At 69.9% G+C, this 13,231-nt stretch carries 11 protein-coding genes and 1 tRNA gene; 7 read left to right on the top strand and 5 right to left on the bottom strand.

The features are described from left to right. Positions 1–91: 91 nt before the first annotated feature. Positions 92–2,314, bottom strand: coding sequence for a primosomal protein N' (locus AAFN86_RS20875; RefSeq protein WP_347545484.1), 2,223 nt, complete (start codon positions 2,312–2,314; stop codon positions 92–94). Between the two features lie 73 nt (positions 2,315–2,387). Between AAFN86_RS20875 and fsa the strand changes: the two genes are divergently transcribed. The 4 genes from fsa (at position 2,388) to pap (ending at position 6,546) form a co-directional block, all read left to right on the top strand. Continuing rightward, positions 2,388–3,044, top strand: coding sequence for a fructose-6-phosphate aldolase (gene fsa, locus AAFN86_RS20870; RefSeq protein ID WP_347545483.1), 657 nt, complete (start codon positions 2,388–2,390; stop codon positions 3,042–3,044). After that, positions 3,041–3,721 carry a DUF484 family protein gene (locus AAFN86_RS20865; protein WP_347545482.1) on the top strand — a complete coding sequence of 227 codons (681 nt, stop codon included), beginning with the start codon at positions 3,041–3,043 and terminating at the stop codon, positions 3,719–3,721. The genes fsa and AAFN86_RS20865 overlap by 4 nt, the downstream gene beginning before the upstream one ends. Before the next feature lie 322 nt (positions 3,722–4,043). Continuing rightward, complete coding sequence (locus tag AAFN86_RS20860; protein WP_347545481.1) at positions 4,044–4,976, top strand: tyrosine recombinase XerC; 933 nt, start codon at positions 4,044–4,046, stop codon at positions 4,974–4,976. A 46-nt stretch (positions 4,977–5,022) separates the two neighbouring features. Beyond that, complete coding sequence (pap, locus tag AAFN86_RS20855; RefSeq protein ID WP_347545480.1) at positions 5,023–6,546, top strand: polyphosphate:AMP phosphotransferase; 1,524 nt, start codon at positions 5,023–5,025, stop codon at positions 6,544–6,546. 348 nt (positions 6,547–6,894) lie between these two features. On the opposite strand, the gene AAFN86_RS20850 is transcribed toward pap, so the two are convergent. The 4 genes from AAFN86_RS20850 to AAFN86_RS20835 all read right to left on the bottom strand — a co-directional run bounded on the left by AAFN86_RS20850 (position 6,895) and on the right by AAFN86_RS20835 (position 10,641). Then, on the bottom strand, positions 6,895–7,587 hold the full coding sequence (locus AAFN86_RS20850; protein ID WP_347545479.1) for an endonuclease V: 693 nt from the start codon (positions 7,585–7,587) through the stop codon (positions 6,895–6,897). Between the two features lie 28 nt (positions 7,588–7,615). After that, positions 7,616–8,869: a hypothetical protein gene (locus tag AAFN86_RS20845; RefSeq protein ID WP_347545478.1), complete on the bottom strand. Its 1,254-nt coding sequence runs from the start codon at positions 8,867–8,869 to the stop codon at positions 7,616–7,618. Continuing rightward, positions 8,866–9,807 carry a metal ABC transporter substrate-binding protein gene (locus tag AAFN86_RS20840; protein WP_347545477.1) on the bottom strand — a complete coding sequence of 314 codons (942 nt, stop codon included), beginning with the start codon at positions 9,805–9,807 and terminating at the stop codon, positions 8,866–8,868. Before AAFN86_RS20840 ends, AAFN86_RS20845 begins: the two co-directional genes overlap by 4 nt. A gap of 78 nt (positions 9,808–9,885) precedes the next feature. After that, entirely contained in the window at positions 9,886–10,641 is a 756-nt protein-coding gene (locus AAFN86_RS20835) for a hypothetical protein (RefSeq protein WP_347545476.1), read from the bottom strand. A gap of 155 nt (positions 10,642–10,796) precedes the next feature. Here AAFN86_RS20835 and pip point away from each other — a divergent pair, with 155 nt between their 5' ends. The 3 genes from pip (at position 10,797) to AAFN86_RS20820 (ending at position 13,189) form a co-directional block, all read left to right on the top strand. Next, positions 10,797–11,744 (top strand): prolyl aminopeptidase, encoded by a 948-nt coding sequence (gene pip / locus AAFN86_RS20830; RefSeq protein ID WP_347545475.1) that lies wholly within the window; start codon positions 10,797–10,799, stop codon positions 11,742–11,744. 25 nt (positions 11,745–11,769) lie between these two features. Continuing rightward, positions 11,770–11,846 (top strand) — tRNA-Arg (locus tag AAFN86_RS20825). A gap of 566 nt (positions 11,847–12,412) precedes the next feature. Next, positions 12,413–13,189: a hypothetical protein gene (locus tag AAFN86_RS20820; RefSeq protein ID WP_347545474.1), complete on the top strand. Its 777-nt coding sequence runs from the start codon at positions 12,413–12,415 to the stop codon at positions 13,187–13,189. The last annotated feature ends 42 nt before the right edge of the window (positions 13,190–13,231 follow it).

Below are 13,231 nucleotides of genomic sequence, written 5' to 3'. Positions count from 1 at the left end.
CAGGCACTCGCCCGCACCCCGCCCGGCCACCGGAGGATCGTATCCTGGATGGGTGGCCAGGCGGGCCGATGCCGCCCGATCGACATGCCCGCTATAGGAAGCCGACCGGGTCCACATCCACCTGCACGCGGACATCGTTCGGCACGGCGACCTTCGCCAGCCAGTCCTGCAGCAGCGGCTGCACGGCAATGTCGCGCCGCGTCTTCAGCAGCAGGCGGCGCCGATGCCGCCCGCGCAGGATGGCGAGCGGCGCGGGCGCGGGGCCGAGCACCTCCACCCCCTCCCCGCCCGGTGCAGCGAGGCCGAGATCGCGCGCGGCGCGGTCGGCGGCGCGTTCGTCCTCGCTGCTGACGATCAGTGCGGCGAGGCGGCCGAAGGGCGGCCAGTGGCCGGGACGGCGGTCATCCGCCTCGGCGGCCATGAAAGCGTCGACGTCGCCGGACACCAGCGCCTGCATCACCGGATGCTCGGGCGCGAAGGATTGCAGCAGGACGTGGCCGCGATGTTCCTCCCGCCCTGCCCGGCCGGCGACCTGATGAAGCAGTTGGAAGGTGCGTTCCGCCGCGCGCAGGTCGCCGCCCGCCAGCCCCAGATCGGCATCGACCACGCCCACAAGCGTCAGATGCGGGAAATGCCAGCCCTTGGCGACGATCTGCGTGCCGATGATGAGGTCCACCTCGCGCCGCTGGATCGACTGCGCGGCGGCGGAAGCGGCGGCCGGGCCGGGGATGGTGTCGGAGGCCATGACCAGCCGCCGCGCCTCGGGCCACAGGGCGGTGGCTTCCTCCAGCACCCGTTCGACCCCCGGGCCGATCGGCACGGTGGAATGGGCGGCGCCGCATTGCGGGCAGGATTCGGGCGGGGCTTCGACATAGCCGCAATGGTGGCATTGCAGCCGGCGCTGGGCGCGGTGCTCGACCAGCCAGGCGGTGCAGTTCGGGCAGCGCAGCCGGTGGCCGCAGGCGCGGCACAGCGTCATCGGTGCATAGCCGCGGCGGTTCAGGAACAGCATCGCCTGTTCGCCGCGCGCCAGGGTTTCGGTCACTGCGGCAACCAAGGGCGGGCTGAGGAAGCGACCGCGTTCAGGCGGCGTGCGGCGCAGGTCGATCAGCGCGACATCGGGCATGTCCGCCCCGCCGTGACGCGCCGGCAGATGCACGCTGGCGTAGCGCCCCGTCGCCGCATTGGTGGTGCTTTCCAACGACGGCGTCGCACTCGCCAGCACGCAGGCGGCGGCGGACAGCCGGGCGCGCACCACCGCCATGTCGCGCGCGTGGTAGACGACGCCTTCCTCCTGCTTGAAGGCCGTCTCGTGTTCCTCGTCGATCACGATCAGGCCAAGATCGGGGAAGGGCAGGAACAACGCGGAACGCGCACCGACCAGCACCGGCGCCTCGCCTTCCGCCACCGCGCGCCAGGTCTCGCGGCGCGTGCGGGAGGTCAGTTCGGAATGCCATAGGGCCGGAGCCGTCCCGAAGCGGGCGCGGAAACGGTCGAGCCATTGGGCGGAGAGCGCAATCTCGGGCAGCAGCACAAGCGCTTGGCGGCCCTGGCGCAGGGCCTCGGCGACGGCTTCGAAATAGACCTCGGTCTTGCCGGAGCCGGTCACGCCGGTCAGCAGCGTGGTCGAGAAGGCGCGGCGGGCCACCGCCTCGCGCAGCGCGGCCGCGGCAATCGCCTGTTCCGGGCCGAGGGCCGGGCCGGGATGCGCCGGGTCGGGTGCCGCGAAGTCCGGCCGGCGCGGCAGCAAGGCGGGTTCGATCAGCCCGGCATCGGCCATGCCGCGCAGGATGGCGGATGCCACGCCGGCGGCCTCGGCGATCGCGCCGCCGGCGCGCGCCGTGCCATCGGCCAGCAGGTCCAGCACGCGGCGGCGCGGCGGGGTGATGCGCGCACCCTCCGGCGGATGCGACGCCCTGCGCCAGCCGGCCTGGGGCGCGCGGGGTTCCAATGCGGAGGGCGAACTCATCGCCATGCGCAGCACCGCGCCGGGCGGGCTCAGCGTATAGGCGGCGACCCAGTCCACGAACTGCCGCAGCGTCGCCGTCATCGGCGGCACGTCGAGCACCTGTTCCACGCTGCGCAGGCGGGATTCCGCCAGGGTGGGGTCGGGCGTGCCGTCCCACACCACCCCGATCGCCTGGCGCCGGCCGAGCGGGACGATCACGAAGGACCCGGGCGGCACCGGCGGTCCGGCCGGCGCGCGATAGTCATAGGCGTTGCCCAGCGGCAGAGGCAGCAGCACGCGCAGTCGTGGCGTCGGCGCAACAAGCCCCGCACTGTCATCCGGCTGTAGTTTTTTTGCATGCACCATCGACTACACTGTGATCCCGAGCACGGCCATCATTCCGCCTGCGCTGCAATCTGCCCCTGGAAGGTTTCTCAGCATGAAGTTCTTCGTCGATACCGCCGAGGTTGCCGACATACGGTCCCTTGCCGAAGCCGGCCTCGTGGATGGTGTGACCACCAACCCCTCGCTGATCGCGAAGTCCGGCCGCGACATGAAGACCGTCATTGCGGAGATTTGTGCCATCACGCCAGGGCCCGTCAGCGCCGAGGTCACCGCCACCGATGCCGCCGGCATGCTTGCCGAAGGCCGCGTGCTGCGTGCCATCGCGCCGAATGTCTGCGTGAAGGTGCCGCTGACCGAAGCCGGCCTCGTCGCCTGCCGCACGCTGACCGGCGAGGGTGCCCTGGTCAACGTCACGCTGTGCTTTTCGGCGGCCCAGGCGCTGCTGGCCGCCAAGGCGGGTGCCACCTTCATCTCTCCCTTCGTCGGCCGGCTCGATGACATCGCGACGGACGGGATGCGGCTGATCGCGGATATCGTCCAGATCTACCGTAACTACCCCGCGCTGAAGACCGAAGTGCTTGTGGCCTCGGTGCGCCACCCGATCCACCTGATCGAATCGGCAAAGCTTGGTGCCCATGTCGCAACCCTTCCGCCTTCGGTCATCCGCATGCTGCTGAAGCATCCGCTGACCGATCGCGGCCTGGAGGCCTTCCTGGCCGACTGGAACAAGACGGGACAATCCATCCTATGAGCGCGCACCTCCCCCTCCCGGCTGACCCGTCCACGGATCTCCAGGCGGAGGAGGTCGAAGCCTTCCTTCGGGCGCATCCCGCATTCCTGTCCGAGCGTCCGGACATCTATCGCGTGCTGGTGCCGCCGCGGCGCCTGTACGGCGAGAACCTGGCCGATCACATGGCGGCGATGCTGGCAACCGAGCGCAATCGCGCCCGCGCCATGGAAGCCGAGGTGCGCGAGGCGCTCGAAGCCGGACGCGCCGGGGCGGGCCTCGCGGTGCGCGTGCGCCTGGCGGTATTGGCGCTGATGCGCGCGCCGGACGTGATGGAAGCGGTGACGCAGGAAATCCCCGCCCTGCTCGGCGTCGAGACCTGCACCCTGGCGGTCGAGCCCGGCGGCGGGCCGCACAATTTGCCCCTCGGCATGCTGCGCCTGCCGCGCGGGGCGGTGGCCCGCCTGGTCGGCCATGGCCGCGATGCCGTGGTGCGAGCCGCGCCGACCGATGTCGAATTGCTGCATGCCGAGGCGGCGCCGCTGGTGGTGCGCGACGCCCTGGCCCGCGTGCCGCTGCCGATCGGCCCGCCGGCGCTGATCGCGGTCGGCGCACGCGACCCGGCCGCGCTGCCGATGCGCCAGACCATTGCCCTGCTCGCCTTCCTCGGGCGCGCTGTCGCGGCCGCGCTGTCGCGGTGACGCGCAGGGGGCGGGGCGCGCCGGGGGCGGCTTTGTCACGTTGGAGGGGCTCTGCCCCTCCAAGCCACCCCGCCAGGGACCAACGGGTCCCTGGACCGCGGGTATATGGTATCGGGCGTGGCAGGCGGTCCGGAACGACGATACATGCGGTGGGCGCGACGCCCGGACAGGCTTCCCGTTCCTGGGCACAGAGCATCCCGATATCCTTCGCGCCGCCCGACCTGCCCCACGCCAAGTCGAGGTTTCCAAAGGCCTTAAGCCTTTGGTGGGGTGGTCTGGAGGGGCAAAGCCCCTCCATCCTGGCGCGCATCGGCACAACACCATGACGGCCGATCAGGCGCGCATCGCCTGGCTCGACTGGCTGGCGCGTGAACGTCGCGCCAGCGCCAATACGCTCGAAGCCTATGGCCATGACGTCACCGGATTTCTTGGCTTCCTGACGCGACATCTGGGCGGCGAGGTCGATCTCGGAGCCCTTGGAGCGCTGCGCCCGGCGGATCTGCGCGGCTTCCTCGCCGAACGCGCCATGGAGGGGGATTCCACCGCGACGCGGGCGCGGCGGCTGGCGGCGATCCGCGGTTTCCTGCGGTATCTGACGCGGCACCACGGCATGGCGGCGCTGCCGCTCGGCGCCATTCGCGGGCCGCGGCCGAAGCCGCCCATCCCGCGCGCGCTGACGCCGGACCAGGCGCGGGCGGTCGCGCATGAGGTCGGGGAGGTGCACAGCCTTGGCCGGCACGAAAGGCCCGAGATGCAGGCGGCGCGCGACACCGCGCTGTTCGCGCTGCTGTATGGCGCCGGGCTGCGCATCGGGGAGGCGCTGTCGCTCGATATGCGCGACGCGCCGCTGCCGGGCCGCGACGGCGCGCTGCGCGTCATCGGCAAGGGGTCGAAGGAAAGGCTCGTGCCGGTGCTGCCGGCGGTGCGCGCGGCGGTGGCGGAATACCTGCGCCATCGCGGGCCCGGGGATGCGGGCGACCCGCTTTTCCTCGGCGCGCGCGGCAAGCGGCTGGACGCGGCAGTGGCGCAGAAGTCGCTTCGGGACTTCCGACGCCTGGCCGGGCTGCCGGAACACGCGACACCGCATGCACTGCGGCATTCCTTCGCGACGCATCTGCTCGGCGCGGGGGCGGATTTGCGCGCCATCCAGGAATTGCTGGGCCATGCCAGCCTGTCGACGACGCAGCGCTACACGGCCGTGGATGCGGCAGGGCTGCTGGCGACGTGGAAGAAGGCGCATCCGCGCGCGGACTGAACGCCCCGCTGTTCGGTTCCAGCGCCAGCATGCATGATTGCCACCCGTGAAGCGCCCGGCGCGAGGCGCGCGGCTGGATGGTGGCGTGATGTTCGAAGCGGCCGAGCTGGACCACAAGGTAGCCAAGGCGGACTACAAGCGGGAGGAGGCAGAGCTTCGCCGCGCCTTGCTGGAGGCGCAGCGCACGCTCGGCGAACACGGCCGCTTCCCGGTGCTGGTGCTGATCGCCGGTGTCGAGGGCGCGGGGAAAAGCGAGACGGTCCATCTGCTGAACGAATGGATGGACCCGCGCTTCATCGAGGTCACGGGCTTCGCCCTGCCGACCGAGGAGGAGGCCGCGCATCCGCCGATGTGGCGCTTCTGGAAGGCGCTGCCGCCCAAGGGCCGCATCGGCGTCTTCTTCGGCGCCTGGCAGACCGTGCCGATCCTCGAACGCGTGCTCGGCAAGCTGGGCGCCGGCGGCTTCGCAGCGCGGATGGAGGAGATCATGCGCCTGGAGCGCATGCTTGCCGCCGAGGGCGTGCTGCTGATCAAGTACTGGTTCCATTTGTCCAAGGCGCAGCAGAAGAAGCGCATCAAGGCGCTGGAGAAGGACCGCGAGACGTCCTGGAAGGTCAGCCGCTACGACCGCACGCTGTTCGAGCACTACGACGAGTTCATCGCGGTCTGCGAGCCCTTTCTGCGCGAGACCTCGACCGGCGAAGCGCCCTGGACGGTGGTGCCGGCGGCGGATGACCGGTATCGCGCGCTGTTCGTCGGGCGGCATCTGCTCGGCGCGCTGCAGGCGCGTCTGGATGCGCCCAAGGCGGCGGCGCAGGCGCCGACGGTGGCTGCATCCCCACCGCCCGACAAGGTCAACATCATCCGCGCCCTGACGCTGAAGCAGGAGATGTCGCGCGAGGATTACGAGAAGGAGTTGGTCGAGGCGCAGGGCCGGCTTGCCCGCGCGACGCGGCACAAGCGCTACGGGAAGATCAGCGTCATCGCGGTGTTCGAGGGCAATGACGCAGCCGGCAAGGGTGGCGCGGTCCGAAGGCTCGGTGCGGCGCTCGACCCGCGCGCCTATCGCATCGTGCCGGTCGCGGCGCCGACCGAGGAGGAACGCGCGCAACCCTATCTGTGGCGCTTCTGGCGGCACGTGCCGCGGCCGGGGCGGCTGACGGTGTTCGACCGGTCCTGGTATGGGCGCGTGCTGGTCGAACGCGTGGAAGGCTTCGCCGCCGAGCACGACTGGCGCCGCGCCTATGGCGAGATCAACGATTTCGAGGAACAGCTCGCCAACCATGGCGCGGTGGTCGCAAAGTTCTGGCTGGCGATCAGCAAGGACGAGCAGCACCGCCGCTTCAAGGAACGCGAGGCGACGCCCTTCAAGCAGCACAAGATCACCGCCGAGGACTGGCGCAACCGCGAGAAGTGGGATGTCTACGAGGACGCGGTCTGCGAGATGGTCGAACGCACCTCGACCAGCCTCGCACCCTGGACGCTGGTGGAAGCGGACAACAAGCTGCATGCGCGGGTGAAGGTGATCTCGACACTGGCCGACAGGGTGGAGGCGGCGTTGCGGCGGTAGGGCAGGTCGTCATCGGCGCGAAGGTCGGGCGGGAGAGTTGGAGGGGCGTTGCCCCTCCAAGCCACCCCACCAGGGGCCAGCGGGCCCCTGGACCGCGGGGGTTTGGTGCCGGGCCGTGGGGGTGTTCATTGTTTGGGGCCGCGTGCCGTGCCCGGCGCCGCGAGGTGTTTCCGCCGTCCTGCGCATGGGGCGTTTCCCCAGGACGAGCGACAGCCACGCCCAACGCCAAGTCGAGGTTTCCAAAGGCCTTAAGCCTTTGGTGGGGTGAGGTTCGGAGAGGGGCAAAGCCCCTCTCCGAGACACCGCGCCATACCCGCGCCTGTGGTTCCGGCCCGCCGTGACACATCATCACTCCAGCGCACCGCGCCGCGCGGCGTTGGCGGCATCATGCGCGGCACGGATCGGCGCCACCAACCGCCGGCCGCGTGTCGCCGCCAGCACGATGGCGACGGCCGTGTCCAGCGCGACACGATGGCCGATCGAGACATAGAGCGGCTTGGCACCGCGCCGCGTGCGCAGCACGGTGCCGATGCGCTGCCCTTTCCAGACCAGCGGCACGCAGTCGCCCGGTTCCGGCCCGGGTTCGCCTTCACCCACCAGACGCGACTTGGCCACACCGATGGTCGGCACGCCGAGAATCAGGCCGAGATGGCAGGCGAGGCCGAGGCCGCGTGGATGCGCCATGCCCTGCCCATCCACCAGGATGACATCGGGCTTCACCGCGAGCCGCGCCCAGGCCGCGCGCAGCGCAGGCACCTCGCGAAAGCCGAGATAGCCCGGGACGTAGGGAAAGTCGGCGATGCGCGTCTCGGTCGCGACGGCGCGCGCCGCGTCGGTGGTGGCGTCCAGCGTCACGAGCGCCGCGTGCACGCGCTTCGTCGGATCGAAGCGCGTGTTGGAGACATCGGCGCCGCCGATCAGCGCGATGCGCGCCGGCAGCGCATCCTGCGTCACGACCTGCGTGGCCATCTCGGCCTGGGCGGCGCGGGCCGCGGCGATGTCCTTCGGGTGGAGCCAGTGCGGCGGCAGATCCGGATCCATGCCCGACCCTGCCACGCCGCGCCGGGCTTCAGAACAGGCTGCCGCGATAGACCAGCCGCGCGAGGATGGAGTGGCTGGTGCCGAGCTGCGGCCCTTCCTCGGTGAGCTGCCGCGCATACTGGTAGCCGAGATCGATGCCGAAGCCGCGGCCGAGGTCGCGCCCGACCGAGACCTCGATCCAGTTCTCGTTCGGCACCGGCTCGATGCTGCGCTTCCGCTGCCATTGCTGCCAGGCGAGACTGGCGCGCCAGGGCCCGATGCTGTGCCGCACGCCGATGGTGAAGAAGGTCTGGCGCTCGGACAGCGTCGTGCTCGTCATGCTGTCGATTGCCGTGCCGGTGGCGGGATCGGTGCTGGTGGTCGGCACCTCGATGCGCGGGCGGCCGCCGGCGTTGCGGAACTGCACGCCCTCGGCGAACAGCATGGTGGATTGCTCGGCGTTCCAGCGGTGGTCGTAGAACAGGCTCGCCGCATAGCCCCATTCGCGCGCCGTGCCATCGGTGCCCGGCGCCTGCGACAGCACGGCGAAATGATAGGAGAAGCCTTCCAGCCCAGGGATGTTCTCGCCATCCAGCGCGAGGGCGAAGCTGTCGAAACTGCCGTCATTGCCCGGCCCGCCCTGCCGCGCGGTGTTGCGGCTGTAGCGTTCGTAGCGCGGGTTGCAGCAGGACCGCGGCGTGATCAGGGTGGTCGAGAGGAACGAGCGGTCGAGCGCATAGACGAACCCCGTCACCTCATGCGTGCCGAAGCGCGGATCGTCGAGCCAGGTCCAACTGGAGTTCACGCCGAGCAATTGGTTGAACAGATAGGCTTCGTGCGCCCGCACCGGGACCAGGATGCCGGGGAAGTCATGATAGCCGCGGCCGAAGGGTGCCACGAAGGTGCCGGCGCGCAGCGCGAGATCGGGATCGGGTTTCCATTCGGCATGGAACTGTTCGATGAACAGCGCCTGGCGGCGGAAGCCGATGATGCCGCCATCGGGGAAGCCGCCGGTGGAATCGCCCTCCCCGATCGGTTCGGTGGCGAGGCCGAGCTGGATCGAGAAGTTCTCCGTCAGCGCCAGGGCGAAGTCGATGTCGCCGAACAGGAAGACGCTGCCGCCGCGCCGCGTCGGGTCGGTCGAGGACGGCGTGCCGACGCCGATCAGCGCCATGTCGATTTCGTTGGTAAGCTGCGGGAAGCGCACCTGGGCCGCGGCGGACGGGCTGGCTTCGGGCGGCGCATCCTGCGCGAAGGCCGGCGCGGCCAGGGCGATCAGGGCCGCGACAAGGGCGCGCTTCACGCCGCACCCGCACGCATCGCCGGCACCAGCAGGCCGATGTTGTGGCGGAACATGGCCTCATAGGTCGCGGCCGGGCCGCCGGGTGCCGACAGCGCATCGGCATAGAGCCGCCCGCCCACCGGTACTCCGATCTCGGCGGCGATGCGCCGCAGCGTGGCGGGATTGGTCATGTTCTCCATGAAGATAGCGGTTATGTTCTGTTCGCGCATCAGACGGATCAGCCGCGCCACCTCGGCGGCGGAGGGCTCGGCCTCGGTCGAAACACCCTGTGGGGAGAGGAATTCGATGCCGTAGGCAGCGGCGAAGTAGCCGAAGGCATCGTGGCTGGTGACGACGCGACGGCGGTTGCCGGGCACGGTTGCGACCTGCGCGCGCACCCAGGCATCGAGCGCGGCGAGGCGGGAGGCAAAGGCTTCGGCATTGCGGCGATAGGTCGCCTCGCCATCCGGGTCGGCGGCAACGAGCGCGGCGGTGATGTTGCGCAGATAGACCTGGCCGAGGCGCAGATCCTGCCAGGCATGCGGGTCCGGCACGCTGTTCGGGCCGAGGCTGTGAGACCGCCGACGGCCGGTGACGCCATGGTCGTGGGCATCGGCCGCCATGGCGCGCGGCGTGATGCCATCGGTTGCGGTGGCGACGGGGCCGCGAAAGCCCGCGGCACGAACCAGCCGGTCCATCCAGGCATCGAAGCCGAGGCCATTGCGCACCACCACCTGCGCCTGCCGCAGCGCGGCGACGTCGGAGGGGCGCGGCTGGAAGCCATGGGCATCGACATCGGGCCCGGCGATGACGCGCAAGGCCACGCGGTCCCCGGCGATCTGCGTGACCATGTCGCCCAGGATCGAGAAGGAGGCGACAACCGGCAGCCGGTCCGGCTGCGCCCCGGCGGGACGGGCGGCGAGCAGCGCCGGCAGGGCGAGGAGGGATCGGCGGTTCACGGCGGGCGACACCTGGGATGTTATACCATAACGTTGCCATCGCACTGAAAGGTGCGCAAGGCCCGTCCCTGCCGATCGTCAGCCCTTGCCGAACAGCCTCCGCAGCCAGCCGAACACGCCGCCGCCGCTGCCGGGGTCGCGACGCCGATGCGTTGCATGCGGCCGGCGCGCGGGTGGCGGCAGGGCGGATGCGACGGTGTGGCGGCCGGCATCCCGCGCAGCCGCAAGGCGACGTTCCAGGGCGATGACGTGGCCGACCGCCTCCGGCGGGGACAGCATGGCGAGCTCGGCGGCCGTCGCCTCGGCATCCTCCCAGGATTCGGCGCGGCGCAGCGCGTCGATCACGCGCACGGTCTGCTCGGCATCGAGCGGCGGGCCGGAGCGCCACAGGGCGACGGCCTCCTGCCGCCAGGCGCGGGCGAGGTCCGGCTTGGCGGCATCATCGGCAACCCAGGCGGCCTGCAGCGTGGCTTCGGCAGCGGCGTGCAGCGCGCCGGTTTCTTCCAGCACATGGGCCCAGGCGAGGAAGCGACGGGCCAGCGGCGGGTGGCCGCCATCCTGGATGAGCGCCCGGAACGGCGCGGCGGAGACCGCCGCGGCGGCACCCGGATGCGCGCGAGCGATCGCCGGGGCGGCATAGTGGCAATGCGGGCATTGCTGCAGCCAGCGCGTCATGGTCGAGCGCACCGGCTCGCCCGGGCGCAGGTCGAGGTCGGGAGCTTGTTCGGGCGGCGGCGGGCGGAACGGGGGTTGCCGGCTTTCGCGGCCGCAGACGCCACAGGCAACCTGGCCTGCGGTGGCGGAACGCGGCGGGGCGGAGGGCGTCTCGGCCATGGAAACGTCATGTTAGACCAGAATGATCGCGGCCGGTATCGGGTCGCTCGGTCATTCGGTCGGTGCCGGTTCCGTGATCGCGATGCCCCGCTTGGCGGCGTGATCACAACCGTTGCACCATTGCAGTGTGGCGCGGGCTTGGGCATGTGGTGTCCATGCCCCGCGGCGACCTCTTTCCCGATATCGCGCCCTACGAGACCGGCCTGCTGCCGCTGTCGGGCGGCCACGTCATGTATTGGGAACAGGTCGGCAATCCGCGCGGCCAGCCGGTGCTGTTCCTGCATGGCGGGCCCGGCGCGGGCGCAGGGGCGGTGCATCGGCGGTTCTTCGACCCCGGGCATTGGCGCGTCGTCATCTTCGACCAGCGCGGGGCGGGGCGGTCGCGCCCGTTGGGCGAGCTGCGCGACAACACCACGCCGCATCTGGTGTCGGATATCGAGATGCTGCGGCGTTTCCTGGGCATCGAGCGTTGGCTGCTGTTCGGCGGGTCGTGGGGGTCGACGCTGGCGCTGGCCTATGCGCAGGAACACCCGGAACGGGTGATGGGCTGCGTGCTGCGCGGCGTCTTCCTCGGCCGCCAGGCGGAGGTGGAGTGGTTCCTGCACGGGCTGAAGCGGGTCTTCCCCGATGCCTGGGCGTCCTTCGTCGAGCATCTGCCGGAGGCCGAGCGCGGCGACCTGCTGGGGTCGTACCTGAAGCGGCTGTGCCACACGGACCCGGCCGTGCACCTGCCGGCGGCGCGGGCCTGGAGCCAGTATGAGGGGTCGTGTTCGACCTTGCTGCCCTCCCCGGACACGGTGGCGAGCTTCGCGCAGGACCGCACCGCGCTGGGGCTGGCGCGGATCGAGGCGCATTACTTCGCGCATGACCTGTTCCTGCCGCCCGCGGGGCTGCTCGGGCGGATCGGGCGGATCGCCAATATCCCCGCCGAAATCGTGCAGGGCCGCTACGACATGGTGTGCCCGGCGGAGACGGCGTTCGAACTGGCGGCGGCCTGGCCGGGCGCGCGGCTGACGGTGGTGCCGGATGCCGGGCATTCGGCGCTGGAGCCGGGGGTGCGCACGGCGCTGGTGGGCGCGGTGGAGCGGTTCCGGCGGCGCTAATCGCGTGGTATAGGCGCGCCGGTGGGTCCCCGTAGCTCAGTAGGATAGAGCACAGGATTCCTAATCCTGGGGCCGTGAGTTCGAATCTCGCCGGGGACACCACCTTTTCTGCGGGTTTCAGCGATTTTCGCGCGCCAAATCGTCGTTGGAAATCCCGTCAGTAAGCAACCCGGTAAGCACGCGCCGCGTCGCGCGTTTCGCGACCGGCTTGTTGCCAATTCCAAATATTCCTAGCCAGAGTAACCGACGCGATCGCGCTGCGGTTTCAAAGTGACACACTGCTTCGGTCGCCGGGGACGGGGATGCAAAGATTTGGCGCTTCTACTCTCGGCCGTATTGTTGGTGCTGCCCGGCTACCTCGTGGTGGCGTGCATCCGGGCTGCACTTGATCCACACGGAGCAGATACAGCAACCCATATCGTAGCCTGGGGAGGGTCCGGAGTGCTGCTTACGCTCCTATCACTGCTCTTGTTCGCCGCTGTCCAATAGATGCCCAGCGACACCCCCTCGCATCGCTTGGACGCGGTGCGGAAGGCCCTCGCGAACCCGTCCGTGAAGGGCGAGTTGCGGACGAAGCTGGAGCGGCTGCTGAAGCTGGGAACCGAGCGGGAGATCCTGCAAGAAGCGATGGCGAGGCAGCGGGGCGAGGCCGGCCCAAAGAGAGAGCTATGACCGACACCGATCCGACCAAGCCACGGGGAGCGGCCGGAATCTTCATTACGAAGGGCATGACAATCGCGATCCCGCCGGGCGGGCTCAAGATCGTCGAAGGCGCTGATGGAACCGTCTCCACCACGCTGACACTCCATCTTGCGATGGACATGTCACTTCATTGGCTCCGCATCGCCCTAGATCATGCGAGGGCCTGCGAGATTGCCAGCGATGAGCTACGCGCCATTTGGAAGGACGGCACTAGCGCCGTGGAGATCGCGGCGCTGGAAGCCGGCTTCCGGGCTGGCATGCAGGCGTGTTCCGCTGCGGCTTTTACGATAGATGCATTCTACGCCACGACGAAGCATTACGCGCCCATTCCTCCCGATGTGGTGGATGTGTGGCGAAGGAACCGAACAGCGCGCGCAGTCCAGATAGCCGAGACGTTGCGCTTGGCATTTGCGATCTCCGAACCGAAGTTTCACGAGCTTCGGGACGCGCTGGACGGCCTCTTTATGTTGCGCGGAGAAGCCGTCCACCCCACGGGCCATCCGCAGCAGGCAGTGCACCATCCGATCCTGGCGTTGGCCGTCGAACGCCGATTGGGGATCTTCAATGCCGAGAATGCCAGGCGTGCTGCGAACAACGCACTCGCCATCATGGCGGATCTGACATCGCGGCCGCGAGCGAAAGGCGAGCAGTTTCGCGCCTACTGCGAGCGGACCAAGGCAGAGATCGCCCCGCTGGTCGAAGAATGGCTTCCGGGCCAACGCATTGACGGTCCCTCAACCTGAGCAACGCGCAATTGATCGGGCGCGATGCATGAGGCGATGCCA

Source organism: Roseomonas sp. CAU 1739, assembly GCF_039839775.1.
In the GTDB taxonomy this organism is placed as follows: Bacteria; Pseudomonadota; Alphaproteobacteria; order Acetobacterales; family Acetobacteraceae; genus Neoroseomonas.
Note: the sequence above shows the minus strand (reverse complement) of the source record. Positions and strands in the feature narration are given on the sequence as shown.

What these genes read in the sequence shown, in the direction of transcription:
- AAFN86_RS20835 (WP_347545476.1), bottom strand. Translation starts at nt 10,641, where the DNA reads ATGGCCGAGACGCCCTCCGCCCCGCCGCGTTCCGCCACCGCAGGCCAG.
- AAFN86_RS20850 (WP_347545479.1), bottom strand. Translation starts at nt 7,587, where the DNA reads ATGGATCCGGATCTGCCGCCGCACTGGCTCCACCCGAAGGACATCGCC.
- AAFN86_RS20820 (WP_347545474.1), top strand. Translation starts at nt 12,413, where the DNA reads ATGACCGACACCGATCCGACCAAGCCACGGGGAGCGGCCGGAATCTTC.
- AAFN86_RS20865 (WP_347545482.1), top strand. Translation starts at nt 3,041, where the DNA reads ATGAGCGCGCACCTCCCCCTCCCGGCTGACCCGTCCACGGATCTCCAG.
- fsa (WP_347545483.1), top strand. Translation starts at nt 2,388, where the DNA reads ATGAAGTTCTTCGTCGATACCGCCGAGGTTGCCGACATACGGTCCCTT.
- pip (WP_347545475.1), top strand. Translation starts at nt 10,797, where the DNA reads ATGCCCCGCGGCGACCTCTTTCCCGATATCGCGCCCTACGAGACCGGC.
- AAFN86_RS20875 (WP_347545484.1), bottom strand. Translation starts at nt 2,314, where the DNA reads ATGGTGCATGCAAAAAAACTACAGCCGGATGACAGTGCGGGGCTTGTT.
- AAFN86_RS20860 (WP_347545481.1), top strand. Translation starts at nt 4,044, where the DNA reads ATGACGGCCGATCAGGCGCGCATCGCCTGGCTCGACTGGCTGGCGCGT.